Genomic DNA, 26912 nt, shown 5'->3' on the forward strand with positions numbered 1-26912 from the left:
AAAAAGGGGTCAGAATAGAAATTCAACCCCGTTTTTAAAATCCAATATCCTATGAAAAACCAATACAATAATATAGGTTTTCACCTATATATGCAAGTATTTTTATAAATTGAGTAGAACTACGTATTGCAGAAATTAATTCTTGAGCAGCTTTTCTGTGAGTACCTGCCCGCTTTCTGCCTGAGTTAACGTAATGATATACAGGCCTTTCTCTAATCCTGAAACATCGAGGTACTGTAATCCGGCCTTTAATTTTACATTGGTCCTTACCTGTCCGCCTGCGTCAGTAAGTAATAGTTCCAAAGGTTGTTCGGAACGTACAATCAGGATATTATCGACCGGATTTGGATAAAACCGGCAGGTCATATCACCAGCAAAACTTGTTGAAACGATTCTCGAAACCTGTTGCCATCCAAAATCAGGTGACCATTTGACCCGGTAATAGTTATTTCCTTTTAACGGCAGTTCGTCAATAAATTGTCCCAGCTTCCCTTCCTGGCGAAGTACCGCAACAACTTCATAGTTACCATTCTGCAGGGGAGATCGCTCAATAGTAATATAGCCTGGTTGTGCTGAGGCGTTCAGGGACCATTGCAACAGCAATTTACCCTGGCCCGCATTGGCCGGTTCTTCCAATTTAATCATTATTGGGCCCGTAGCCGTAGCTACCAGGCGCTGAAAGGCTTGGCTGTAGCTTGTCTGCGCAACACCGGTATAAAAAAGGCATACCAATGCCACGGACAATAAATGGGTTAGTATTCGCATAGTCTGGTCCGTAAGACTGTGGATAACATGTGAACAATTATTGTGCCATAGGTAAAACGACCGGGAAAATATTTCTATTGGGTGGGTAGTGTTAATCCTTTTTTAAAGTGAACTTTATCTGATAAAGCGCGTGTAAACGATGAACAACAGAATATTTGGCAGCAGGAAAAGGATTGCAATGGTGGCCCACGACAAGAAGAAAAAAGAATTGCTGGAATGGGCAGAGCATAATAAGGTGTTGCTGTCGCGGCATGAGCTGATGGCAACGGGAACAACCGGTCGGCTGTTGGAAGACCAGCTGGACAGGCCCGTAAAAAAACTTTTAAGTGGCCCGCTTGGGGGTGACCAGCAGATTGGCGCCATGATCGCCGCCGGCGAAATAGATATCCTGATCTTTTTCTGGGACCCTATGGAGGCTCAACCACACGACAGTGATGTAAAAGCCTTGCTTCGCCTGGCCGTAGCCTGGAACTGCGTAGTCGCAAATGACCCTGCAACGGCCGATTTCATTTTCACCTCTCCCCTGATGCAGCAGGACTATGAAGCCATCGTACCCGATTACTCCCAGTATTTGCACAGGAGCATTGAAAAGTAACTGTATTTCTCTGCTGTGGTAATATTATTTCCGCAAGTATACTCGCTCGAAGACAAAAGGGCCGAATGGCAGAAAAGCTGCGAAGAAGGCAAATAAGAGTTGCTTCAGGGTCCAACCGCAAGCTTTTCCGGTTCGTATCACCATTAGACAATACCAGATAAAAAGGACCCCATGTGCCCAGCCCAGGTAACGTACCACTTCAGGAATTCCTAATAAATATTTTATTGGCATGGCAATGGCCACCAGTAATAAAAAAGATATCCCTTCGGCAAATCCAATTTTCCTGAACAGGTTTAGCGTGCGCAAATTTTCTTCCATTATCCAACAATTTGGCCGCGAAGATAATGATTCACCCGCCGGGTAATACCCGGCGGGTGAATGTGGGTTTTTTTTACCAGGCTATACCGTCTTCGGATTCTTTGGAATTCCCGGTTGCTTTTTTTCTTTGCCCGCCTCCTTCTGGATCTGGATGACTTTTCGAATGACATCAACTACCGGTGCGCCAATACCCAGGCGTTGGGCATTGGAATTTGCCGGTATTGCCATCATGGTGACAGGATCAAAAAGCAGGTAATTTCCTGCCTTTTTTCCTGAAGAATCGACGCTTCCCCCAGGTACATAAACTTGTATTTTGACGTTTTGGTAACCATTGGGAAAATAGCGCACATAATAACCTTCAGGCTGTAAATACCATTGGTCTTTTTTGTAGTCTGCATGCCTTATTACAGATGGTTGGCGCAACACCGCTACCCGCTCATATACCTCGTAAGAACTGGCACCCAATTCAAACAAATTATTGATATCCCGTGAAGCATTTCCTAATCCTGTTTCTGGCAGGGTTGTGGCGATTGTCTTAACAATGCCCATCACGCCACCTTTTAATTCAAATATTTGTTTGGGTGATAATAGCTGTACAGCTGTAGACTGCACTGGAAAAGATAGTTTATTGAAATTAGAACCGCTTACAACAGACCATAACAATAGCTGGATATTCTTCTGCTCGAGGTCCGGCTTTTTTAAAGAATTGCGCAGGATGGTTTCAATAATATCCCTGCGGTAACCTCCTAAGGGTGCCATCAGGTAGGCATCCCTGTCAGAAGGGGAAGGCGTTCCCGGTTGCAGGCAATAGCTTTTATAATCTGCTTCGTAATATCCGTCAACCAGCACATAATCCCCATCCTGCGTTTGGGGCAGATCCAATAGGGAGAGCGGTTTTCTATCTGCCAGGAAATCGAATTGACCGGAAATGACAGCTTCGGGATAAACTGTTTCCGGCTGAACCACCAGGCGGTTATTGCTGGAATTATTGCTGCTTGCTGTATCGTGTGTTGCAGTGGCGCAGGAGGCCAGCAGCATAAAAAACCATACTTTCCTAAGTACAAATTTTAGCATAGGGTGCTTTTTTAAATTATAGCTCTTGTAAAAGCATTGGCCCGGTAAAGAATCTTAAGATTCAGGAACACGGGTATCCTCTGATTAATAACGCAGAATTGGCGGTTATTGTATAAAGAATTGCCTTCTTCGTAAATTGCAACATGCCATTTCAACTCAAAGCGCCTTACAAACCAGCCGGGGACCAGCCCGAGGCAATCCGCCAGCTCATCGAAGGATTGCAGGCCGGGGAAAGGGACCAGACCCTGCTGGGCGTGACCGGTAGTGGTAAAACGTTTACTATCGCCAATGTCATCCAGGCCGTCCAGAAGCCGACCCTGGTATTGACCCATAACAAAACACTGGTGGCTCAGCTATATGGCGAATTCAAACAATTCTTTCCGGATAATGCGGTGGGATATTTCGTTTCCTACTACGACTACTACCAACCGGAAGCCTACCTGCCGGTATCAGATACTTATATCGAAAAAGACCTGGCCATTAATGAGGAACTCGATAAGTTGCGACTGCAGGCCACTTCACAATTGCTTAGCGGCCGCCGCGACATTATTGTCGTCGCCTCTGTGAGCTGTATTTATGGTATGGGTAATCCAACGGAATTTGAAAATGGCATCGTGCGCATCCACGAAGGACAGACTATTTCTCGGCAGGGTTTTTTACATGCCCTTGTTAATTCACTTTATAGCCGTACCCAGACTGATTTTACCCGGGGCACCTTCAGGGTTAAGGGAGATACCGTTGATATCAACCTACCTTACCTGGATATCGGCTACCGCATCGCCTTCTTCGGGGATGATATTGAAACTATTGAAAGCTTCGAAATACAAACCGGCAAAAGAATCGGGCGTCTCGAAAACGCCGCCATCTTCCCTGCTAACCTTTACCTCGCGCCTAAGGACCAGATGCAACAGGTCCTTTATGAAATCCAGGATGAAATGGCCGCACAGGTGGAATACTTTAAGCAACAGGGAAAATTCATTGAAGCACAACGCCTTAGTGAACGTGTGAATTACGACCTGGAAATGATTCGCGAGCTGGGTTATTGCAATGGCGTTGAGAACTACTCCCGCTTTTTTGACCGGCGCAAACCCGGCACCAGGCCGTTTTGCCTGCTGGATTATTTCCCCGGGGATTACCTTTGCGTGATCGATGAAAGTCACCAGACCATTCCGCAGGTTAGTGGTATGTATGGAGGCGACCGGAGCCGTAAACTTAACCTGGTAGACTATGGTTTCCGACTGCCTTCGGCGCTGGATAACCGTCCGCTCAATTTCCACGAATTCGAATCCCTGCTGAACCAGACCATCTATGTGTCAGCTACTCCCGGTGACTATGAGCTGGAAAAAACCGGGGGTGTAGTAGTAGAACAGGTAGTCCGGCCAACCGGATTGCTTGACCCACCCATTGAAATCCGCCCCAGCATTAACCAGATTGATGACCTCCTCAATGAAATCGACTTACGCGTAAAACAAGGTGATCGCGTACTGGTGACCACATTAACCAAACGTATGGCGGAGGAGATGGACAAATACCTGGGAAGGATAAATATCAAATCGAAATATATCCATAGTGAAGTGGATACCCTCGACCGGGTGGAAATCCTTCGCCAGCTGCGTTTAGGGGAGATCGATGTTTTGGTCGGCGTGAACCTGCTGCGGGAAGGGCTTGACCTGCCGGAGGTGTCTCTCGTAGCGATACTGGATGCCGATAAGGAAGGCTTTTTGCGCAATGAAAAATCACTGACCCAGACTGCAGGAAGGGCCGCAAGAAATGTAAACGGACTGGTTATATTTTATGCGGATAAGATGACGGAGAGTATGCAGAAAACTATCGATGAAACTACGCGCCGCCGCGAAAAGCAGATCGCTTATAACAGGGAACATGGCATTACTCCCCGGACAATTATTAAATCTATCGAGCAGGTGATGGCCCAGACATCGGTTCTTGACATTAAGGGCTTTGATGTGAAAAACCCATATGCCATTGCACCTGATGAAGACCTTATACCGGTTGCCGCCGATGAGCAAGCTGCATATAAGACCATACCACAGCTTGAAAAAGCCATCCAGCACACGAAGAAAACCATGGAAAAAGCGGCTAAGGACATGGATTTCATGGAAGCTGCACGCTTAAGGGATGAGATGTTCCGGATGCAAAAAGAGCTGGAGACCATGAAAAAATAGTATCTTATATTTTCATAATACCAGGCCATGATCTCTATTGCGTTGTACAACCTGAAAGGCGGTGTTGGTAAAACCGCCACTAGTGTAAACCTTTCTTACCTGGCTGCATTGGATGGCTATAAGGCCCTCCTATGGGACCTTGACCCCCAGGGTTCCGCCTCCTTTTACTATAACATACAACCGAAGGTAAAAAGCGGCACACAAAAATTATTCAGTGAGCAGCTTGACCTGGATGACCTGATTATGGCAACAGGCTATGACAATATTGATATCATTCCCGCCGACCTCACAGCCCGTAACCTGGAACTGATAATGGAAGAAATGCGGACCTCCAGGAAAAGATTCAAAACCATTTTATCCAGCCTGGCGAATGACTATGATTTTGTTTTCATTGATTGTCCACCCGGTTTCTCTGTTTTATCCGAAAATATTTTTACTGCTTCAGATATTATCCTGATGCCAACAATTCCTACTACGCTTTCCGTGCGTACGTATGAATTGGTAAAAGAATACTTCGAAGAAAAATCTTTAGACCTTAGAAAGCTGATGTGTTGTTTCACTATGGTTGACATTCGCAAGAATATGCATATTGATACTATGGAGCAACTGATCAAAGACAAAAGATTCTTCTCGAATTATATTCCCTACCTCTCTGATGTTGAAAAGATGGGAATCTACCAGGCACCCATTGCCGTATTCGCACCGTCCAGTTATGCAGCCAAGTGCTACCGGGATCTTTGGGAAGAAATAAAAGAAGGCGTAGTGGGATGAATGGCTGATGACAATCATTCTTTTTGTTGGCGGTAGTCCTATTTTAATTCTACTGTATGAACTAACCTTGTACTAATGAGTATTAGTTCAGTTTATATTGGATTAACAGGGGATGTGATGATTGGCAGAACTGTTAATGACATAATAAGTGAAAAAGGGTATCTCTATCCATGGGGAAATGTATTGCACTTATTGAAAAATACAGATTTCAATATTATTAATCTTGAAGCCGCATTAACTAACAGCCATATAAAAGTATTTAAAACTTTTAACTTTAAAGCCACACCTGACAGGATCAGGACTTTAACCGGGGGTTATGTATCCCTGGTGAACATTGCCAATAATCACATACTGGATTTTTCAAAAGAGGGATTAGCAGAATCAATTCATACACTTGCCGGTGCAGGCATAAAATATGTAGGTGCAGGCATAAATGCTATGGAGGCCCAAAGGCCCTGCATTCTTACAAAAAATGAAATCAATATTGGCGTGCTGGGTTTTACAGATAATGAACCCGGATGGGCAGCAACTCCATCTGGTAGCGGTATTAATTATATTGACGTTTCAAACGATGAAGACCGCGCAAGGGCAAAGGGCTGTATTTCAGAACTGCGAAAACAGGCAGATATTGTTATTGTAAGTATCCACTGGGGGCCCAATATGAAAGCATCCCCTGATAAGGAGTTTATCGATTTCGCGCACGAAATGGTCGATTCAGGAGCAGATATAATTCATGGACATAGTGCGCATAATTTCCAGGGAATTGAGGTCTACAACAAGAAACTTATTTTATATGATACGGGTGATTTTATTGATGATTATATGGTTGACCCTGAGTTGAAAAATGACCATTCCTTCTTTTTCAGGGTGGAAGTAAATAAAGAGGGAATAAAAAAATTAGAACTCTTCCCTGTAGTGATTTCGGATTACCAGGTAAACCTTGCAGCTAAAGCGGACTATCAATGGTGTGTTGAGAGAATGCAAAAATTATCTTCAAAATTCGGAACGACGCTGGTTGATAAAGAGGAATTTATATTAATAATATTTTAACCAAAAACAAAAGCCATGTTTGCCAACAGGAAGGACGCTGCTATTCAATTAGCAAAAGCGCTGGAAAAATACAAAGGCACAAATGCGCTTGTATTGGGAATCCCAAGAGGTGGTGCTGAAACAGCTTTTTATGTAGCCATCCACCTGGATGCCGAATTATCCATGCTTGTTTCACGCAAACTGGGTCACCCGGATAACCCGGAATTTGCTTTTGGTGCCATTGCAGAAGATGGTAGTATATATTTGAATCCATATGTAAAAAGCGAACTTTCAGCATCAACCATCAATTCCGTTGTGGAAGAACAGAAACTGGAAATTGAGCGCAGGATAAAAATGTTGCGAAAAGGGAAGCCATTACCCAACATAAAAGGAAGAACCGTAATACTGGTAGATGACGGTATTGCAACCGGTGCTACAATATTTGCGGCCATTGAAATGTGTAAAAAACAAAAAGCGGGTAAAATTGTGGTGGCAGCCCCGGTTTCTTCTAATGATGTTGAGGAAAGATTTGCCAATAAAGCGGATGAACTGGTTATTCTGGAGAAGCCGGATTATTACCATGCCGTTTCCCAGGTTTATGAAACGTTTAGTCAACTATCAGATGAAGATACAATCAGGTTTATGGAGCGATGGGAAAAGGAAAAAGGGCTAACAGGTTGATATATTTTACAACATCTATACATGTGGTACCAGTTCCTGAATATATTTTTCTTTGTATTTCATACCATATTCACTTTATTCAATATTACAGGATGGATTTTTAAAAGGACCAGGAAATGGCATTTGCTTACGCTTTCATTAACCGCATTTTCATGGTTTATACTGGGTATCTGGTATGGATGGGGCTATTGTTTTTGTACACACTGGCATTGGCAGGTACGATCTGCCCTTGGTTACGCAGATACGTCGAATTCCTATATCCATTTCCTGATACTCAAACTGACAGGCATTAATTTTGCAGAACAACTGGTAGAGTATGCCACACTAATTATTTTCCTGGTGAGCTTTGGGTTGAGTATCTGGCTAAATTTAAAAGACCATCGGAATAAGAGACTTTAAATTAACTTCTACCTGTTCTCCTCCAATTCTTCTTTAAACTTGCGCAACTGGTGTTCCAGGTCATCTACTACCTTTTCAAGCGCAATCTCAAAGCTTTCCGCTCTATCGCTGGCGAACAATATTTTTGACTTTGGCACTTCCATTTTTGCTTCAATGGAGTAATACTTCCGGACGTCACTTTTTTCCTTTCGGAGTACTACAGTACAAGTTCCTATCCGATCATACCTTTTGCCAAGGTGTTCAAACTTTTCACTTACAAGTTCCATTAACTTATCATCCGGTTCAATATGGGGTGATTCTATTTGTAATTGCATACGTTCACTTTTAATGTAAAACCCTACATTCTTTGAATTTACGAAATCTCCCTCATTAAACAGGTATTTCAAACTACTAACAATAGCATTCCATTAAAGTCCTGGTAAATGGTTAAACGACCTGCAAAACTGCCATCACCGGAGTTTGGCACCAATGCATTTGTTTGTTCTGTCCAGGTGCAGGATTGTGATCAAAACAATGAACGTATACAAAAGAATGGTGGGCAGGTAAGCGTTACCAAAATTTGCCATTCCCGGTAGATGCTGGAAGGGCTATTTCATTGATGCCGATAATAATACTTCCGGCATATTTGAAGTTGATGAAAAAAGTTGAGCCCATTATCTATAACTTGAGTCCATTATTTAGCAAAATGAGTCCATTATTTGGGGAATATGCGCCCTTCATTACTTGTCCCCGAAATCAGGAAAGGGTAGTTTTTTGCCGGTGCCTTTTTCCTGATCTTCAGGCTTTTCGCTATAAAAAGGAGTATATTAATGCCCCTGGTCGGGGTTTATATTAAGGAGATTCCTTTATTAAGTTTGCCGTTGTCTTGCCGTTGTCTTGCCGTTGTGTTGCCGTTCTACTAAATAGTATCTCAATATCATCTCATAGTTATTTAAGTATTTTGAAATATCATTATTAATACAAGCGTATAAAATCCAAATCCGTATAGGATTCCACCTAAATAAATTCTTACTTTTTATACACCCCGATCCTGTAATTTTTCAAATTCTTTACTGAAGGTGAGATAAACCCGATTGTAGCCTGGTCTCCTTTCACTTCCGTAATCATCCCCTGGCCAAGGTAACTCCAGTCAGCCATCTGCATGAAGACCACATATTGTCCGGCTTCCACAGAATTTGGCCGCACGCGAACAGTCGCTTTGTGGTCTGTAACATCTTCATCCGCAGGGTAGAAAGGCTGATCGATTTTAAAACCTTTGATATTGGTACTGTCCCAGCCATATTTATTAGTCACGGGCGGAACATAGAAAGAATTGGTGGGAGAATTCTTAATTCCCCGCAGGACTACAGGTTGCTTTAATTCCCCATAGTAACGCAAATTGCTGTTCAGGATGGTCAGGCTATTTGAGAATAACTGGTAATCTGGCAGGTATCCCAATTCGTTCTTATATTTAAAATTGATAAAGGCCTCAGACAAAACGTCCCCGCTATCACCATCCCAAACCCCAATTGATTCTACATTTTCTGCAAAGACTTTGCTCATGAACATTGGGCCCCAGCCGCTGGAAAGCCGGTAAATGATATTAGCAACACTTCCCGCAATATTCACACCTTCGATAAACCAGTTACCCGGCTGGCCTGCGCCATATTTATTGAAAACAAATAAAGTATGACAGGATTCCCAACAACCCAGATTGATGATCCGGTTCATTTTCTCCTGCGACTGACAGCCAGCAATGCCTGCCTTGCAAGCACCTATCCTTATATTCTGCAAGGTGATGATCTCAGCATTCTGCGTATATCCATTAGGGGAAGTAATCACCCCGATGGTAACATTCCCAATGGTGCAATCTTCAATTCGTATACCTGTTGATCCGGAGCGCGTCTGTGGACCCCGGTACCAGGCCTTAAGAGTTGGATAGCCGCCATCTGCGGGTAAGTCGCCACTAAAGGGATCAATACAAATGCCTGCATAAGGCGAAAACCTTGAATCGCGGCAACTCGGGTCACCAAAATTTTCAAAGGGAATGCCATAGGGACTTTTTTGCGTTACATATGATCCAAGAAGCGTTATGCCTTTAATGATCACGCCCTTCCCTTTCTGTATTGAGAGGATAGGTGCATTCTTAAATGTTGCACGGATTACCGAGTTAGCCCCAACATCCCACATGGAACCGGTTCCAAGCATCTGGAAATAAACCTGCCGGTATTCTTTTCCATTCCAATCGGCTGCAATCAGGGGTTGGTCAATGGTATAGTTACGCTCCACTTTCACTACACCATGTTGTTTAATTGCACTATCTATCTTGCCCTGCAATTCTTTCCAATCTGCATTTTGTGAAAAACCAAAAATGGGCAACCAAAGTAAAACGATCACAAATACCTTCATATAATTATTGTGGTTATTCTTAATATACCCATAACCGGCTAACTAATATAAATGCCGGTATAATTCATTTCACCTGCCCGGGCCAGCTTCTTAAATTGGGCCTGGGTAAAACCGTGCAGAAAATGGCAAACCCGCACCTGTTATATTTTAGCGGTTAGATTAAAGCATCAAACAAGACTTCAACAGGATGCAGCGCTTTCCTGCCTGTACCATCCTTGATCTGGTGGCGGCAACTGGTGCCGGGCGCGGCAATGATAACTTCATCGCTTTGTTTCCTTATGGTTGGAAATAAAACCAGGTCACCGATCTTAATTGACAGGTCATAGTGTTCTTTCTCATAGCCAAAAGACCCGGCCATGCCACAACAACCCGAAGGAATGTTTTCCACAGTATAATTGGCAGGAAGGGATAATAATTTAAGGGAAGGCGCTACCGAAGAGATGGCTTTCTGCTGGCAATGCCCGTGCAGCTTAATTTTCCGTGAATCTTGTGTAAACTGCTCTTTCCGGATATTTCCCTTCTCAATTTCTGAAGCAATAAACTCGTCTACCAGGAAAGCCCGCTTCGATAATTGCTTAGCCGCATCCAGTAATTCCTCACTCACCAGGTCGGGATATTCATCCCTGAAAGTCAGGATTGCTGAAGGTTCCACGCCTACCAGTGGGGCATCATCGGTAATTACGGGGTACAATAAACGAATATTATCATTGGCAATGACCTGCGCCTTTCTCAACAATCCTTTCGACAACCAGGCCCGGCCACTTTCGACATGTTCGGGAATGATTACTTCATAACCCAGGCGCTCCAGCAAGCGGATAGCCTTGATCCCGATGGCGGTATCATTATAATTCGTGAACTCATCGCAAAACAGGTGTACTTTCCGGCCTGATCCTGTCAATGGCTTTTGCTTCCTGTATTGCTTATACCAGCTTTGCAGGGTTGTACGATAAAGTGTAGGCATTGATCGTTCAACCGCGAAACCTGAAAACCTTTTCACCAGGCCACTTACCATTTTATTCGTCATCACGAAATTATACAAGCCCGGAACGAATGCGCCCAACCTGGCCGAGCGGCTGAAATTCGCGATCAGTTTTGACCGGAAGGGTACGCCATTCGCATCATAATAATGCTGCAGGAATTCAGCCTTCAGTTTGGCCATATCTACATTCGACGGGCACTCCGACTTACAGGCCTTGCAGCTCAGGCAAAGGTCCATCACTTCGTATATCTCTGGATGGTCAAACCTGTTCTCCTTATTTGACCGGGTAAGGTATTCCCTTAATATATTGGCCCTTGCGCGGGTTGTGTCTTTTTCATTTCGGGTAGCCATGAATGATGGGCACATGGTGCCTCCGCTCAGATGTGATTTCCGGCAGTCACCCGAACCATTGCACTGCTCCGCATGCTGCAACACATTTTGGTTATGGAAACGGAAAACCGTTTCAAATGCCGGTGTTTTTTGTCCGGGTTCATACCGCAGCATGGTATTCATCGGGGGCGTATCAACAATCTTGTTCGGGTTGAAAATATGCTGGGGGTCCCAGGTTTCTTTAACCTGTTTCAATAAGGCATAGTTCTTTTCACCCACCATTTGTTTGATAAACTCACCCCGCAAGCGGCCATCACCGTGTTCACCACTTAATGAGCCATTGTATTTCTTCACCAGAGTTGCGATCTCTTCCGCAATCGTGCGGAATAAGGCATTGCCTTCCTTTGTTTTCAGATTCAGGATAGGGCGCAGGTGAATCTCACCAGAACCCGCATGCGCATAATGGACGGAATGCAGGTTATATTTTTTCAATATCTCATTGAAATCGCGGATATAGGCGGGAAGGTCATTTACATCCACGGCTGTATCCTCAATCACAGGAACGGCTTTATCATCTCCCGGAAGGTTACTCAAAAGGCCCAGTCCGGCTTTGCGAAGGGTCCAGATTTTCTTTGTATCCTCCCCAAACAAAAGCGGAAAATGATACCCCAATCCGGCAGCCCTCATATCTGCTTCAACTTTGGCAGCAATGGCCACAACCTCTTCACGGTTAGTCCTTGCAAATTCGATTACCAGTATCGCACCGGGATCCCCTTTTACAAAAAACCGGTTCTTTAACTGCTCCCGGTTATCCTTCGTGCATTCCAAAATAAAATGGTCAATCAATTCTGAGGCGCTGGGCTTGTATTGCATCGCAATGAGGTTTGCCCGCAGGGACTCATCGATAGAATTAAAATGCACGCAAAGCAACCCGACCTCCTTTGGTGGCAGCGGTACTATATTTAGTTTGATTTCGGTAATAAAAGCTAAAGTGCCTTCTGAACCAGCAAGCAGTTTGCAGAAATTAAAATCCGGTTCCCCGGCAGTAAATGGTGCCGATTCCAATAAAACATCAATTGCATAGCCTGTATTCCTGCGCTCAACTGATTTTTTCGGGAATTCCTTCCTGATTTCAACCTGGTTATCGTAATTACCCAATAAGCCCCGGATGGTTTTGTAAATTTTGGCTTCCAGGGTATCGCCTTCGCATTTCCGGTGAAATTCTTCCAGGTTAAGTGCTTTAAAGATGGCTTCAGAGCCATCACTTAAGAAAGCTTTTACTTCGAGCAGGTGTTCCCTTGTGCTTCTGTACACCACCGAATTGGAACCGCAGGAGTTATTGCCTACCATACCCCCGATCATAGCGCGATTGGCAGTGGAGGTTTCCGGGCCGAAAAACAATCCATGTGGTTTCAGGAACATATTCAACTCATCACGGATTACACCCGGCTGTACCCGCACCCAATTTTCTTCCTTGTTCAGTTCCAGGACCTGGTTAAAATACCTGGAAACGTCTACAACGATGCCGTTGCCTACTACCTGACCGGCTAAAGAAGTACCAGCCGTCCGCGGAATCAGGGAGGTTTTCTCCGCCCTTGCAAATTCAATCAGTTTCCGGATATCTTCAGTCGTTTTCGGTACGGCTACAGCCAGTGGCATTTCCCGGTAGGCCGATGCGTCGGTGGCATAGAGGGTACGCATGGTCTGGTCATCATAAAGTTCGCCATCCAGTTGTTTTTTCAGTAGCTGCAATTTGTCAATCATCATTACAAAATGGGCGCATATGAGCAGGGGCAAATTTAAACCTAGTTTACGGATTATTGCGATAGAAGCTAATGATATTAAATAGGAAAAAGAGGCAGTTTAATAGTACAATTTGTACAATTTCACTATTTTCATTTTTCAGGAATCCGCCATTTTAAAGGATATTCTATGGCAAAATCAAAAAAAATAAAGAAAAATAACACCATTCGCGGAAAACGCGAAAAAGCCGTGGCCCCCTGGACGAAAGAAAAATTATTGCGCGTAAAAGCTTTTCTGGATAAAGAAAATAAAAAAACTATCCCCCAAAAAGACCGGAAAAATGCTTTGCTTAGTATCCAATACCGGATGGAATATTACCTTTTGACCAATAATGCCGAGATCCGGAAAATACGACCCCTTGAAGAATTCCTGTTATCCTCATTAAAAGCCCTCAATATTCCTTTTAAACTTTTTGCACTCAGCATCGATACAACTGATGCCAACCTAAAAAAATACCTCAGCGGCGCCCGTAAATTCAATATTGACCTGGCCATGAAATTTGGCGCATTTTTCCATATGCCACCTGAATTATGGTTGAATATCCAGGTAAAAAACGACATCATCAGGTTGCAGGAGGAAAAGAAACTACGCAAAGCCTATGAGTCCTACAATTATGAAAACCTTTTTTTATCCCGATAAAACCGGGCCCGGCCAATAAAAAGGGACCAGCCAATGGCCGGTCCCTGGACTAAAAAACTACTGCTGCTTATTTTATTTAACTAAGGTAATTTCTGCCACAACTGTTGCCTGGCCATCCAATACGGAAATGCCTTCTTTTGCCGCATTTTTATATGGCGGTTTGGCTTCAATAACCAGTTTATAGGTACCGGCCTTTGCACCAGGGATCTCAAAAGCACCATTTGCAATAGGTGCCTTCAGCGTGTCTGTTGCTGATATAGCCCAGGCTTGAACAGCGCCATCTGCGGGACTAACCTTACCCTTAATTGATCCGGTATCGATAGAAGTAAAAGCAAAAAATCCGGCTGTTGAAATACCTAATGCTATCAGGCTCAATTTGATCTGTTTCATAAACGTCTTTTTAAAATTCTCGAAAATAGTGCAGCAAATACTTGCTGTTACCTATACATTAGCCAATCATCGTGCCACGAGACCAACTTAAAACGTTAATGGATGGCCAGTCAGGGCTAAAGCGCTAACCCTTAAGGCCTTCCGCATATGTTAAGGTCTTCTTTCTTTTCCTACCTTTATCCGATGGACAAACGCCTCTTCCTTCTTGATGCCATGGCACTAATTTTCAGGGCCTATTACGCGTTGATCCGCAGTCCGCGCATCACCTCCCAGGGAAAAAACACCAATGCCCAGTTCGGATTTACCAATGCCCTGCTGGAATTGATCAATAACCGCAAGCCTTCCCATATGGCGGTTTGTTTTGATACGCACGCACCAACGGAGCGTCATACCGATTTTGCCGACTATAAGGCCAACCGGCAGGAAGCCCCCGAGGACCTGATCCTGGCAATCCCCGATATCAAAAAGATTATCCGCGGATTCAACATCCCCGTGATGGAACTGGATGGTTTCGAAGCCGATGACGTAGTAGGCACGCTCAGCAAACAAGCGGCCGCTGCCGGGTATGAAGTTTATATGGTGACCCCCGATAAAGATTACGGGCAACTGGTATCTGAAAAGATTAAAATTTACAAACCTGGCTACCAGGGTGGCGATGTTGAGATTATGGGGCCTGAAGAGGTCTGCTCCAAATGGAATATCAAAACGGTAGACCAGGTCATCGATATCCTTGGCCTCATGGGAGATGCGGTGGATAACATCCCCGGCATTCCCGGCGTAGGTGAAAAAACAGCAGCCAAATTGTTATCGGAATATGGTAACCTGGAAAACGTGCTGGCGAATGCCGACAACATAAAAGGAGCCCTTGGCGAAAAAGTACGTAATGGCAGGGAATCAGCAATCATGAGTAAAAAACTCGCCACCATAATAACTAATGTGCCGGTGGAGTTTCATGAAGAAGACTTCCGCCTGAAAGACTGGAACAAAGACGCATTAAAAGAAGTCTTTACAGAATTGGAATTCCGCACTTTTGCCAAAAGGGTATTGGGAGAAGAGCTGGCCATCAATACTACCTCATCCTCGCCGGTGGGTGTACAAACCGATCTTTTTGGAAATGTAGTCGCTGCCGCCAAACCCGTGAATAACAGTGATACTGAAGATGAAGAAGGAACAGAAAATATCGTTGCGGTCGATAAAAATATCCACAATACCCCGCACCACTACGAATCGGTAGAAGGCGAAGACGGCATAGACGCACTGGTGAAAAGATTATCCCTGGAAACCGAGATCTGCTTCGATACCGAAACTACCAATATCGATGCCAATGACGCAGAACTGGTCGGACTCAGTTTTGCGACCCGCGAACATGAAGCCTTTTATGTGCCTTGTCCGGCGGACCAGAGTGCCACTAAAAAGATCCTCCTGCAATTCCAGCCCTTGTTTAGTGATACTACCAAAACCTGGGTCGGACAAAATATCAAGTATGACCTTCTTGTTTTGAAATGGTATGGCATTGAACTGGCCGGCAACTTATTCGATACCATGCTTGCCCATTATGTGATTGAGCCCGAAGGCAAGCGTGGCATGGATGTGCTGAGCGCAAAATACCTGGGCTACGAGCCGGTACATATTGAAGAACTTATCGGCAAAAAAGGAAAGAACCAGGGTAATATGCGCGATGTTGAACCCGAAAAGATTAAAGAATATGCAGCCGAGGATGCAGATATCACCCTGCAACTGAAACACCGTTTCACACCGCTGCTGAAACAACTGGAAGTATCCGGGGTCTTCGAAAAAGTGGAGAACCCATTGGTGAAAGTACTCGCTGATATGGAGTTTGAAGGGATTAAAGTAGATACAGAATTCCTGAAAGAATATTCTAAGGAACTTGAACGGGAAGCTAAAGCTGCCGAAGAGCGTGTATACCAGCAGGCCGGTGTTCGCTTTAACCTGGCATCCCCCAAACAACTGGGAGAAGTACTCTTCGATAAATTGCAGATTGATCCCAAAGCAAAAAAAACCAAGACCGGCCAATATGCTACGGGTGAAGACGTACTTGCCAAACTGGCCATGCAAAATCCTATAGTTGATGATATCCTGGCCTTCCGGGAATTAACCAAGCTGAAATCAACTTACGTGGATGCCCTACCCTTGATGATCAACCGAAAAACAGGCAGGGTGCATACATCCTATGCTCAGGCAGTAGCTGTTACAGGGAGGTTATCGAGTAATAATCCAAACCTGCAGAATATCCCGGTAAGGACGGAAAGGGGAAGGGAGATCAGGAAGGCATTTGTACCCCGCGACACCAACCATATCTTATTATCAGCCGATTATTCCCAGATCGAACTTCGCATTGTTGCTGCCATTAGTGCAGATCCGAACATGTGTGAGGCCTTCCGCCTCGGAAAAGATATCCATACTGCCACCGCAGCAAAAGTATTCGGGATCGATGAAACTGAAGTGACGAAAGACCAGCGCAGAAAGGCCAAGAGTGTAAACTTTGGTATTATATACGGTCAGGGGGCATTTGGACTTGCGGATAACCTGGGCATAAGCCGTACAGAAGCCAAAGCGATCATTGATAATTATAAGAAAGAGTTCAGTGGCATTACCAGCTATATGGATGATACCATCAATTTTGCAAAGGAGAAAGGTTATGTGGAAACCCTGATGGGCAGGAAACGCTGGTTGCGGGATATCAATTCCTCCAACTTCACGGTAAGGGGCTTTGCAGAACGAAACGCCATCAACTCACCGATACAGGGTACCGCGGCTGACATGATCAAGCTGGCCATGACCGCAATGGATGCCGCCATAAAAAAAGCAAGGTTGCGCAGCAAAATGATTCTGCAGGTGCATGATGAATTGGTATTTGATGCCCTTCGGGAAGAAGCGGAAATATTGAAACCACTGATCATCGAGTGTATGCAGAATGCTTTACCACTGCCAAACAATGTGCCGGTTATTGCTGAAGTAGGCGAGGGCGAGAACTGGCTGGTTGCACATTGATCCACCAAAATTAAAAACCATGGATTGGTCCCCATACTTTTTCATTGCGCGTTTAATAGGTACCCGTTATTTCCTTTTTGCGGGAATAGCTTTCCTGTTGGGGTATGTTATATTCCGCAAAAAGATCCAGGGGAAAAAGATCCAGGGAAAGTTCCCGCAGGACAAAGATTATTTCCGGGAGATCGGTTATTCTATCCTTACCATTTTCATTTTCGCAGCAGTTCCTGTACTACTAATATATAATAATAGCATCCGGCCATTAACCATGTATTATACTGAAATCGGGCAACATGGATGGGGTTACTTTTTTGGTGCCTTCCCGATCATGTTAATAGTGCATGATACCTATTTCTACTGGACCCACCGGCTGATGCACCATCCAAAAATTTTCAGGTATTTCCACCTGGTCCACCATAAGTCAACAAATCCGTCACCATGGGCAGCGTATTCGTTCCACCCGCTGGAAGCTATTGTGGAAGCTGGCGTGGTAGTGGTCTTCCTGTTCATAATGCCAATACATAAACTGCACCTGGGCCTCTTTTTCCTGTTCATGATCATATATAACGTTTATGGTCACCTGGGTTATGAATTGTATCCTAAAAGCTTCAGCAGGAACCGCATCGGAAGGTGGATCAATACTTCGGTGAACCATAACCAGCACCACCAGTACTTTAAGGGGAATTATGGACTGTATTTTTTATTCTGGGACCGGGTAATGGGCACGATCCGCCCTGATTACGAACAATTTTTCGAGGAGGTAAAATCAAGACAATGACACCTACACTTTATTATTGTTATGATGCCTATTGCGGCTGGTGTTACGGGTTTAGTCCGGTCATCAAAAACATATACGAATTATATGCTGACCGCATTGCATTCGAAGTCTTATCCGGGGGAATGATCCTTCCTGAGGAACCTCGTCACATCAGCATAATGGCCGGCTATATCAGCGAGTCATACCAATCGGTAGAAGAACTTACAGGTGTCAGGTTTGGTGAAGACTACCTCTGGCATATTTTTAATCCAGGTGAGAGCGACTGGTACCCCAATTCAGAAAAGCCTGCCATTGCATTATGCATCCTCAAGGAATATTACCCCGACCGGCAGGTAGAGTTTGCGTCCGACCTGCAGTATGCCTTACATTATGAAGGCCGTGACCTTTGCGATAATGAGTCATACAGGCACCTGATTGATAAATATAACCTGGATGCAAAGGACTTTTATGAGCGGTTGGAAAGTGAAGACTATAAAGAAAAAGCCTATTATGAATTCGCACTTTGCAAGCAGCTCCAGGTGACCGGTTACCCAAGCGTACTGATACAGGTAAGCGAAACGAAATTCTTCCTGCTGTCAAGAGGATATACCGACCAGAATACACTAGTACAAAGAATCGAAGCGGTGCTGGCTGACCTGAATAAAAACTAAGCCGTTCATCAAAAAAGTAAAAAAAGAAAAGGTCGTTCCGTAACTTTACACTTTCCGGCCGCACCGGTATTAAATTATCCCAGGGAACCCTCAGGGAGAAAAGACTGGAGACTCTGCTTCAGTAAGGCTTATACCAATACTATTAGGTTAGAAAGGGCAATCTGATTATTAGCACCATTTTACAAACAAACTTTTCCTGTTCGATCAGGTACAGACCTTGTTGAATAGGAAAAATGAAGAATTTAATGACTAAAATCAGAAACATACTAAACTAAAATCATGTATTGCCGCGGCAAGGTATTTTAATTTCGATTTAGATATTATCTATTGTACGCTTGAAATTATCAAGGGGCTTGGTTATTCATTTAGCCGGGTTTTTTGGTATCTGCTGAATTAATCAATTTTTTAACAAACCACTAATATGAGAAAATCCATTGTTGTTTTTGCCACAGTATTGTGTGCCAGCTTATCGCTAAGGGCCCAGGAATTAAGACTGAACGCTTATGCCGGGTATGTTTTTGATGACAGGGTTGACGGGTATACTAGTAATACCAATTATTATGACGCTACAATTAAAGGTGGATTCACCTGGGGAGCCGGACTGGAATATATGCTAGGAAAAGAACAGGGTGTCGAACTGAGTTATATCCGCCAGGATACCAAAGCCCCTACAACTTACTTTGATTATACTTCAATCCCCCAGGGCACAAAGCAGAAAGAATTTGATATGGCTTTAAATTGGATCATGCTTGGTGGAAACCACTATTTTGTCAACAACCCAAAAGTTGAGCCTTATTTTGGTATGCAACTGGGTGCAGCCATTATCGATGTGTCTAACACAGTTGAGGGTGGTAGTGGCAGTGCAACAAAATTCGCATGGGGATTCAGGGGCGGTGTAAATGTTTGGGCCAGTGAAAAAGTCGGTATAAAACTGCAGGCCAACCTGATGTCTGCCGTTCAGGCATTTGGTGCCGGACTTTATGTTGGAACCGGTGGAGGTGGTGCTGGTGTAAGTACCTACTCTTCCATGTTGCAGTTTGGCTTAGGCGGCGGACTTGTATTTCGCCTTAAATCAAAATAATCCAAACCCGTATAGTTCATTAAACCTCTTCCCTGGTTAATGCAACGGACCAGGGAAATTAACCATAAAAAAACAGGATATGATAACAAAAAATTCATCCAGGGGCTTATTAAAAATATTGCTATCCGTAGCATTATTTTCAGCCTGTACACCCAGTTCTCCGGACTATATTGCAGACTATGACCTCGTGTATACGAAGGAGAGATCGGGTTATGATTTCAGTGCCGTGCATACTTATTTCCTTCCGGACTCAGTGGCACATGTAGGTGGAGATTCTAAACACATTTATGATTCAACAATTTTAAAAAGCCTTAAGACTAATCTCGATGCGCTTGGCTGGACCAGGTTGACCGAAACCGGAACAGAAAAAGCTGATGTTATGGTATTTCCTGCCGCAAATGAAGTGACCTATGCCTCTTGTACTGCGTATTGCTGGTATTGTTACTGGGGCTGGTACCCGGGTTGGGGATACTATCCACCTTACCCAGGATATGGATGGGGATACCCATCAGATATTGTTTGCGCCTCCTATAATACAGGTACAGTGGTCGTAACCATGACTGACCCAAACAAAGCAGCCAATGATACCATCCCTGTTGCCTGGGTAGGTATACTCAATGGCCTGCTGGAGGGCTCACAAGCTGAAATTACTTCCCGCATCAATACAAACATTGACCAGATGTTTATTCAATCTCCTTACCTCAAACAATAAATTGACCTCCATGAGAAAGATAATTTTAATGACAATATGTGTCCTTGGGAGCGGCTTTATGCTTGCCGGATACGCACAAAAAGTTGGTGAGTTTTCCTATCAGGCTTCTTTCCCTACAGGTAAATTCGGCGATTTTATCGGAAAGACAAGTTGGGTTGGCTTTAGTGGAGGCGGAAGGGGATACCTGAAGAGTAACGAGCAGTTATCCATAGGCGGTAGTTTAAGCTGGTTTTATATGGCTGATAAGAAAGGAAAACAAACCTTTACGGGTCCTGAAGGTGGCGTTACTACTGGCAACCTGACTAATTTTACCAATATTTACGGGTTGATGGCAGTAATACAATATGACCTCAAAAAAAGAAATGAAAAAAAGGTTCCCTATATAAGGGGCGGACTGGGTGGCGCATACCAGAACCAGAACTCAGATATTGGCATATACAGGATCCAGAACGATGGTTTCCAGTTTATGATGAATGCTGAAGCCGGTGTAAATTTTAATATGTCCGCTAATAATGGTATTGTATTGGCAGCAACCTATCATTACCTGCCCGAAGCAAGCGGTATGGTGACTACCAGTTTCTTTGGTATAAAGCTAGCCGTTACCAGTTTCAGCTATTGAGGGATAATAATTTATTAATTCACGCAAAATGAGAAAATGTACCGCTGTTCTCAGGCCTTCCATTTTGGGGATGCTTATATTTATTACCCATTTATCGTTTGCCCAGGATAGCACTGTTACAGATAAGAAGAAAAAAAGTGAAGAGCGTGAGTACATGAATGTTGTCCGTTATAACCTGTCGGGGCCAATTATGTTTGGCCCCGGCTATGTTGTATTCGGGTATGAACGGGTAATTAATGAGCACCATAGTTTCTCAATAAATATGGGCAAGACCGCCCTTCCTAAATTGAAGACTATTGTTTTAGACAGTTTTCAGACTTCGCATGACTTCAAAAATACCGGGTTAAACATTTCAATGGATTACAGGTTTTACCTGGCTAAGGAAAACAGGTACAGCGCACCACACGGCCTGTATATCGGGCCATATTATTCCTTTAACACATTTGCCAGGAATAATGATTGGACCGCAGTAGTTGAAAGCAGTGACAAGTATGCAAAATCCGAATCGTCGCTGAATATTCATACACTTGGATTTGAATTAGGCTACCAGTTCGTATTCTGGAAAAGGCTAACGCTTGATCTTGTTGTGGTTGGGCCCGGCATAGCCAGGTACGACCTGAAATCAACTGTTGAAGGAAATATCGATCCGGCAAACAAGGAACAAATATTGGAAGCAATCAATAAAGTTTTCACCCAGAAGTTTCCCGGAATGGATATTGCCATTGGGGATAACACACTTACGGGTTCAGGAACAGTAGGTACCTGGAATATTGGTTACCGTTATCTCTTCCAGGTTGGATTCAGGTTCTGATCGGTTTTTGCATACTTTAATCTAACTTTCATGAAATAATTCATGGAGCCTTCAACATCTTCCCCGAACCTGAACTATATTGAGAAAGCCCTGTTGCTGCTCTTCGTTCTTATCCTTTTGTACAATATATACGCTGTATTGGGGGTTTTCCTGGGTGTGTTCACCTATGCAATAATTCTATCCGTTTCTTTTTATTCATTATTTGAAAAAGTTGTAGCCCGCTTCTTCAAGGGTAAGCGGAAACTTGCTTCTACCATATACGCAATCCTGGCAATAGTCCTGATTGCTGTTCCTCTCTTTTTAATTCTATCAAAACTAGCAGGATTTATATTTGATGCACAACAATGGATTTCCGGTGTTAAAAGCGGGAATGTTCCACCTCTCCGGGAAGGCATAAAGGATTTACCGGTTATAGGAGAGCGCATAGCCGCTTTCTGGGTGGACTTTTCAAATGATCCCGAAAAGTTTTTAGGTGCCCATAGGGCAAAGATTATATCCATATTAGGTCATTTATTATCAGGTGGCCTTGGCATTCTTGGTGCCGGTTTTGAAATAATACTGGGCATCATAATTTCTGCAATTATCCTTGCTAAAGGATCAAAAACCACTGCTCCTATATACAGTATTATGAATAAACTGGTTGGGGAAGAAACTAGTTCCGCAATCATTGGAGTTGCCGGCAGGGCTATTAAAGGTGTTTCCATAGGTGTTATGGGAAATGCATTTTTAGGTGGCATCCTGGGCTGGATTGGTTTTACTATTGCAGGAATTAAAATCGCGGCAATCCTTGCAGCACTTACCTTTTTCCTGATGTTGATACAGGTTGGGCCGCTACTTGTTATATTACCCGTTGCTATCTGGCTTGGATCAACCGGCCAGACTGGTATGACCATTTTTTTTAGTATTTATGGAATAGTGGTGTTAATGGGCGTTGATAATATACTTAAACCCATACTTATTGGAAAAAGCGGACAGATGCCGGTACTGGTTCTCTTCCTCGGTGTTGTTGGTGGTATGTCTGCCTGGGGGTTTACCGGTATGTTCAAAGGGGCTATCATGATAGCTATATTTTATACCATCTTCCAATCGTGGTTAGGAATTAAACAAGGCAAAGAAATCGCACCAAATCCCGAAATAGCGCAATAGATTTAAAGGGTCCCTTACTCCTGTTTAGCTACACCTGAAGATGGTGTAGGAGCCGGAATGACATCGGGATCATTGGCATGTGCTTTTTCCCATGCCCTTACTTTAATTCTCGCTGCATCAAACAAACGCTCATAATTACCTTTTAGTAATTTGTAACGGGCATCTGGGGTCAGCTGGGCCAGTAACGGTGTATACATGTTATATATCTTCAGGTATTTTTCCTGAGTTGCCGGTGCAACTTCATCAGTACCGAAAAGAAACCTGTCGGGATACTTATTGATTACAGCTGCAGTGGCTTTTATTGCTTCAGGGGAAGAAACAATATACTTAGCAACTTCATCCCAGGAAATGTCGATATACACATGCTGGGTTTCAGGATTACCTAAAGCAATTTCCAAAAGCCGGAGCTGGTCGTGTATTGGCTGCACTACCCTGCCCAGCCCACAATGGGCCCAGATGATAGTTGCATCCTTATGCCTTCTGAAAAGGTCGCCAATCTGTTTAACCAGGTAAGGATCCTGTCCGGATTTAGGATATGGCATATCAATATCATTATGAAGGATAACCAACAAACCTGCCTCCGCAGCAAAATCAAGGATCTTGTCGAGTGCCGGATTATTCAGAGATGCTGTTTCACCGCTAATCTTGGAAGATACAAACTCCTTATGGATCGAAAACTCACCGATACCGCTGAATACCCCTGGAAAAACCTTCAAGACCCTTTTTATATGGTCTGCAGCATACATATCGGCCGGATTGAAACCGGTGATCATAGGATCAAACCGCTTCTGTTGCTCTGGTCGCAGGGATTTATAAGCCATGGCAATAAAAGCATCCGTAAAAGAATAATAATACAGGGGCGCGTCTGAAGCGAGGTAATAACTGGGGGCAAAATTTCCTGTATTGCCATAGGACCATTGTTGCTGTAAGGGTATGCCAAATAATGCCACCCTGCCCACTTTATCTCCCATAATATCCAGGAACTTATTGATATTAGTACCTTCCTGGATATAATTGGTAAGGTGAAAATGCGAGTCATTTAGTTCGTAATTCACAGGTGGAGCTGAAACCGGAGGCTTGGTTGCTGATTTTTTTGCCTGTGAGTAAGCTGGTGTACTTACAAGAGAAATTATTCCTGCCAGTAAGAATACAGCAAGGTTAACAAAATTGTTTTTCATGTCCCTCGTTTAAATAATTAAATACTCAGAGTATAATATCTGTACCAATGGTAATGGTTGTGCCGGTCTGACCAGCTGTATACAAGCCGAATGTACCCCCGGCTGATGTTTTATAAACGCGCATGACCTGCCCGTTCAACCGCCAGCTTCGGCTATTGATAGGATAAAAATTAAACCCACCACCAAATTCATAGGGATGGCGTTTGAACTCATCCCAGAAATAGGAATTTATCCCATAGAGCACCAACCTTCTGGGAACCACCAGATGGGATATTTGTAAGCTATAACCATAATCATTTATGGAAGATAACGGGACCGGGCCATCAGCAGCAAAATTGGATAACCTGCGGCCATAGACTTCCAGTTGGGCACTAAACCCCTTGTATTTCACCCCGGCATCTACAGCCATCATATTGTAGTCAGCCTGTTGAACAGTTAAACCATCTTTTAAGGCTCCTGTTTCAAAGAAAAGCAGGCCATCCGTCATCCTGACCTGTGTGTTATCAGGTGAAGGTGTTCCGATATTATTAAATCGGTCTTCCCGGCTATGCACAATTGAGGTACCAAATCTTGTGGCAACTTTCTTATGGTATTCAAAATCACCAATTCCACCCCTTGGACCAAACTCACCAGTGGTCGGCATCCATACCAGGGTCATACTTTTAGAAAGGTTTCGGGTTTCTTTAGACGCCTGGATCCCTAATGTACTAAGGTTATTTCCAAGCATAAGGGTATAACTGAGTTTAGGAACGATTTCACCTGTTACAAAAAAGCCCTGGGTGAAACCACCACGGAGGGATTCCTCACCCATTGTCCGGTCTGTTGATGCATAAAAAGGGAATGGCCCCTGCATGGATCGAATAGAAAGATTGGGTGCAACGCCAATACCGAACCTGAAATGTTTGTTTAATCTGTACTGTATGTTTCCATAAACAAGCGTTTGTTGTGTTGGCATAATAGTCCAGACCGTGGCCACATAACTTAGTCGGGGCGTTCCAACAAAACCTGAAAACCAGAGCATGGCCCTATGGAAATAAAAATCATTCCTGCCGACAAAATCCCGCTGGCGGCCCAGGTGATCAGTCCAGGTCTGATTTCCAGGTAACTGGTTTAGGTACCTGGCCATGGCATACAAACTGAAATTAAGGCTCCCATATTTTGTACGAACGAGGTCAAAACCCTTTCCGGGTGTAAATTCCCCTGAAGCAACATTCTTATATACAGAGTCAATTTCTGTGCTGCTTTTAAAATAGAGATAATAGTTTAATGCTTGAATTGAAGTATCAACACCTGGAACTTGTACCTGGGCAAAAAGTGAAAAGCTAAATGAAATAAAAATAGTAGAGAAAAGCACTTTCATTTTTATCATCGGATAAAATTTTTATACTGATTTTCAGAAATTATGCCTGTGAAAAAATGTTGGCTGCTATCCGCAACCAACATTTTTATAACAAAAAGCTTCAGAAGAAAGTCAGTTATTGCTTAGGCTTGATCAGGTAAGGATTCACGCCAAGGGCATCAATAATATACCTGATGGTGTAAATCGCTTTTACACTATTACCGGCTGGGGACAGTGGCGGGGAAATAACAGCAATACCAAATTTTCCAGGAACCACAGCGATGATACCTCCACCAACACCAGATTTACCGGGAAGTCCTGTAGCAAACAGCCATTGACCGGCATCGTCATAGAGTCCGGCTGTAGCCATTACAGGAAGGGTATATTTTACTGTTTCAGGTTTAACCACCACTTTTTTAGTAATAGGATTTAAACCTCCGTTTGCCAGGGTAGCAGCCATAATGGCCAGGTCTTTTGCATTAACACTGATTGCACATTGCTTGGTGTAGATGTCTGTTGCCTGCACAGGGTCGAAATACATTCTTCCATAGGCAAAAAGGAGGTGGGCAATGGCCTGGTTCCGCAGGTTATCACCAGCTTCACTGATATATACGGGCATGTCTAATGAAAGCGGCCTTCCGGCAAAATCACTATGCGTCTGCAGGATACTTTTCCACTTAGCTGCAGAATCTGCACCGGCCACCAGGCTTGAAGCAGCTATGGCACCTGGATTGACAAGCGGATTGATTTCCTTACCCTTCTGGAGTTCAACTGCCACAATGGAATTGAATCGCATACCTGTTGCATCTACGCCGATTTTATCCATAATGGCCCTGGGACCTTGTTCTTCAATTACCCTTGCCATTGTGAACACCTTGGAAATCGATTGAATAGAAACCGCAGACTGCAGGTCACCCTTTGTATAAATTGTTCCATCAGTGGTAACGATGGCTATGCCATAAATATTAGGGTCAACTTTTGCAAGTTCCTTTATATAATCTGCATTCTTTCCTTCCTTAATATCCTTGAATTTATCATAGGCTTCATCCAGCGCTTTTTGAATGTTTGCAGGAGTCAGTGTGTTATCAGCCTGAACAACCGGAGCTGCAGCTTTTTTCTTCTGTGCCTGCACAAAAGTTGCCGCCCCAAGAAACGCAATGGACAGGCAGGCGATCCGTATCGTGATTGCTGAAATTATATTCCTTTTCATATTGCGTCAATTTTATAATTATAGGTTTTATGTAT

General features: G+C 43.8%; 26 protein-coding genes. 16 read left to right on the plus strand and 10 right to left on the minus strand.

Annotated elements, in window-relative coordinates:
- Positions 1–135: 135 nt before the first annotated feature.
- On the minus strand, positions 136–645 hold the full coding sequence (locus tag LAQ65_RS17870) for a T9SS type A sorting domain-containing protein (protein WP_224118371.1): 510 nt from the start codon (positions 643–645) through the stop codon (positions 136–138).
- A gap of 259 nt (positions 646–904) precedes the next feature.
- Here LAQ65_RS17870 and LAQ65_RS17875 point away from each other — a divergent pair, with 259 nt between their 5' ends.
- Positions 905–1360, plus strand: a complete 456-nt coding sequence (locus LAQ65_RS17875; RefSeq protein WP_224118372.1) for a methylglyoxal synthase — start codon at positions 905–907, stop codon at positions 1358–1360.
- Positions 1361–1384: 24 nt separating this feature from the next.
- Here LAQ65_RS17875 and LAQ65_RS17880 read toward each other — a convergent pair whose 3' ends face one another.
- Positions 1385–1678 (minus strand): DUF3817 domain-containing protein, encoded by a 294-nt coding sequence (locus LAQ65_RS17880; RefSeq protein ID WP_224118373.1) that lies wholly within the window; start codon positions 1676–1678, stop codon positions 1385–1387.
- 81 nt (positions 1679–1759) lie between these two features.
- Positions 1760–2752 carry a hypothetical protein gene (locus tag LAQ65_RS17885; RefSeq protein ID WP_224118374.1) on the minus strand — a complete coding sequence of 331 codons (993 nt, stop codon included), beginning with the start codon at positions 2750–2752 and terminating at the stop codon, positions 1760–1762.
- A 143-nt stretch (positions 2753–2895) separates the two neighbouring features.
- On the opposite strand from LAQ65_RS17885, the gene uvrB reads away from it, so the two are divergent.
- From uvrB to LAQ65_RS17910, 5 genes are all read left to right on the plus strand, one after another.
- Positions 2896–4935: an excinuclease ABC subunit UvrB gene (gene uvrB / locus LAQ65_RS17890; RefSeq protein WP_224118375.1), complete on the plus strand. Its 2040-nt coding sequence runs from the start codon at positions 2896–2898 to the stop codon at positions 4933–4935.
- 27 nt (positions 4936–4962) lie between these two features.
- Positions 4963–5706: a ParA family protein gene (locus tag LAQ65_RS17895; protein ID WP_224118376.1), complete on the plus strand. Its 744-nt coding sequence runs from the start codon at positions 4963–4965 to the stop codon at positions 5704–5706.
- Positions 5707–5781: 75 nt separating this feature from the next.
- Positions 5782–6756, plus strand: a complete 975-nt coding sequence (locus tag LAQ65_RS17900) for a CapA family protein (protein WP_224118377.1) — start codon at positions 5782–5784, stop codon at positions 6754–6756.
- Between the two features lie 15 nt (positions 6757–6771).
- A complete protein-coding gene (locus LAQ65_RS17905; protein WP_224118378.1) occupies positions 6772–7416 on the plus strand; it encodes a phosphoribosyltransferase in 645 nt (214 codons plus the stop codon).
- Between the two features lie 21 nt (positions 7417–7437).
- Entirely contained in the window at positions 7438–7815 is a 378-nt protein-coding gene (locus LAQ65_RS17910; protein WP_224118379.1) for a DUF2784 domain-containing protein, read from the plus strand.
- 8 nt (positions 7816–7823) lie between these two features.
- Here LAQ65_RS17910 and hpf read toward each other — a convergent pair whose 3' ends face one another.
- A complete protein-coding gene (hpf, locus tag LAQ65_RS17915; protein WP_224118380.1) occupies positions 7824–8129 on the minus strand; it encodes a ribosome hibernation-promoting factor, HPF/YfiA family in 306 nt (101 codons plus the stop codon).
- Positions 8130–8237: 108 nt separating this feature from the next.
- On the opposite strand from hpf, the gene LAQ65_RS17920 reads away from it, so the two are divergent.
- Entirely contained in the window at positions 8238–8390 is a 153-nt protein-coding gene (locus LAQ65_RS17920; RefSeq protein WP_224118381.1) for a hypothetical protein, read from the plus strand.
- Positions 8391–8823: 433 nt separating this feature from the next.
- On the opposite strand, the gene LAQ65_RS17925 is transcribed toward LAQ65_RS17920, so the two are convergent.
- Both LAQ65_RS17925 and LAQ65_RS17930 read right to left on the minus strand, forming a co-directional pair.
- The gene (locus LAQ65_RS17925) at positions 8824–10203 is read right to left on the minus strand and encodes a hypothetical protein (RefSeq protein WP_224118382.1); all 1380 of its coding nucleotides are present in this window, start codon (positions 10201–10203) and stop codon (positions 8824–8826) included.
- Positions 10204–10357: 154 nt separating this feature from the next.
- Positions 10358–13309, minus strand: coding sequence for an FAD-binding and (Fe-S)-binding domain-containing protein (locus LAQ65_RS17930; protein ID WP_224118383.1), 2952 nt, complete (start codon positions 13307–13309; stop codon positions 10358–10360).
- A gap of 135 nt (positions 13310–13444) precedes the next feature.
- Between LAQ65_RS17930 and LAQ65_RS17935 the strand changes: the two genes are divergently transcribed.
- Positions 13445–13954 carry a helix-turn-helix transcriptional regulator gene (locus LAQ65_RS17935; protein ID WP_224118384.1) on the plus strand — a complete coding sequence of 170 codons (510 nt, stop codon included), beginning with the start codon at positions 13445–13447 and terminating at the stop codon, positions 13952–13954.
- 72 nt (positions 13955–14026) lie between these two features.
- Here LAQ65_RS17935 and LAQ65_RS17940 read toward each other — a convergent pair whose 3' ends face one another.
- Entirely contained in the window at positions 14027–14344 is a 318-nt protein-coding gene (locus LAQ65_RS17940; RefSeq protein WP_224118385.1) for a carboxypeptidase-like regulatory domain-containing protein, read from the minus strand.
- A 183-nt stretch (positions 14345–14527) separates the two neighbouring features.
- Here LAQ65_RS17940 and polA point away from each other — a divergent pair, with 183 nt between their 5' ends.
- The 8 genes from polA to LAQ65_RS17980 all read left to right on the plus strand — a co-directional run bounded on the left by polA (position 14528) and on the right by LAQ65_RS17980 (position 23150).
- A complete protein-coding gene (gene polA, locus LAQ65_RS17945) occupies positions 14528–17356 on the plus strand; it encodes a DNA polymerase I (protein ID WP_224118386.1) in 2829 nt (942 codons plus the stop codon).
- A 19-nt stretch (positions 17357–17375) separates the two neighbouring features.
- Positions 17376–18131, plus strand: coding sequence for a sterol desaturase family protein (locus LAQ65_RS17950; RefSeq protein ID WP_224118387.1), 756 nt, complete (start codon positions 17376–17378; stop codon positions 18129–18131).
- Positions 18128–18781, plus strand: coding sequence for a DsbA family protein (locus LAQ65_RS17955; protein WP_224118388.1), 654 nt, complete (start codon positions 18128–18130; stop codon positions 18779–18781). The genes LAQ65_RS17950 and LAQ65_RS17955 overlap by 4 nt, the downstream gene beginning before the upstream one ends.
- 421 nt (positions 18782–19202) lie before the next feature.
- Positions 19203–19862, plus strand: coding sequence for a hypothetical protein (locus LAQ65_RS17960; protein WP_224118389.1), 660 nt, complete (start codon positions 19203–19205; stop codon positions 19860–19862).
- A 79-nt stretch (positions 19863–19941) separates the two neighbouring features.
- On the plus strand, positions 19942–20574 hold the full coding sequence (locus LAQ65_RS17965) for a DUF4136 domain-containing protein (protein WP_224118390.1): 633 nt from the start codon (positions 19942–19944) through the stop codon (positions 20572–20574).
- A gap of 10 nt (positions 20575–20584) precedes the next feature.
- Positions 20585–21193, plus strand: coding sequence for an outer membrane beta-barrel protein (locus tag LAQ65_RS17970; protein WP_224118391.1), 609 nt, complete (start codon positions 20585–20587; stop codon positions 21191–21193).
- 28 nt (positions 21194–21221) lie between these two features.
- Complete coding sequence (locus LAQ65_RS17975) at positions 21222–22004, plus strand: hypothetical protein (protein WP_224118392.1); 783 nt, start codon at positions 21222–21224, stop codon at positions 22002–22004.
- Between the two features lie 42 nt (positions 22005–22046).
- Positions 22047–23150: an AI-2E family transporter gene (locus tag LAQ65_RS17980; RefSeq protein ID WP_224118393.1), complete on the plus strand. Its 1104-nt coding sequence runs from the start codon at positions 22047–22049 to the stop codon at positions 23148–23150.
- Between the two features lie 14 nt (positions 23151–23164).
- Here the strand turns inward: LAQ65_RS17980 and LAQ65_RS17985 are convergent, their stop codons facing one another.
- The 3 genes from LAQ65_RS17985 to glsA all read right to left on the minus strand — a co-directional run bounded on the left by LAQ65_RS17985 (position 23165) and on the right by glsA (position 26877).
- Entirely contained in the window at positions 23165–24328 is a 1164-nt protein-coding gene (locus tag LAQ65_RS17985; RefSeq protein ID WP_224118394.1) for an amidohydrolase family protein, read from the minus strand.
- A 25-nt stretch (positions 24329–24353) separates the two neighbouring features.
- Positions 24354–25697, minus strand: a complete 1344-nt coding sequence (locus tag LAQ65_RS17990) for a hypothetical protein (protein WP_224118395.1) — start codon at positions 25695–25697, stop codon at positions 24354–24356.
- A 106-nt stretch (positions 25698–25803) separates the two neighbouring features.
- Entirely contained in the window at positions 25804–26877 is a 1074-nt protein-coding gene (gene glsA, locus LAQ65_RS17995; protein WP_224118396.1) for a glutaminase A, read from the minus strand.
- Positions 26878–26912: the final 35 nt, after the last annotated feature.

Origin of the sequence: Flavihumibacter profundi, from assembly GCF_020076305.1 — a bacterium.
GTDB classification, from domain to species: domain Bacteria; phylum Bacteroidota; class Bacteroidia; order Chitinophagales; family Chitinophagaceae; genus Flavihumibacter; species Flavihumibacter profundi.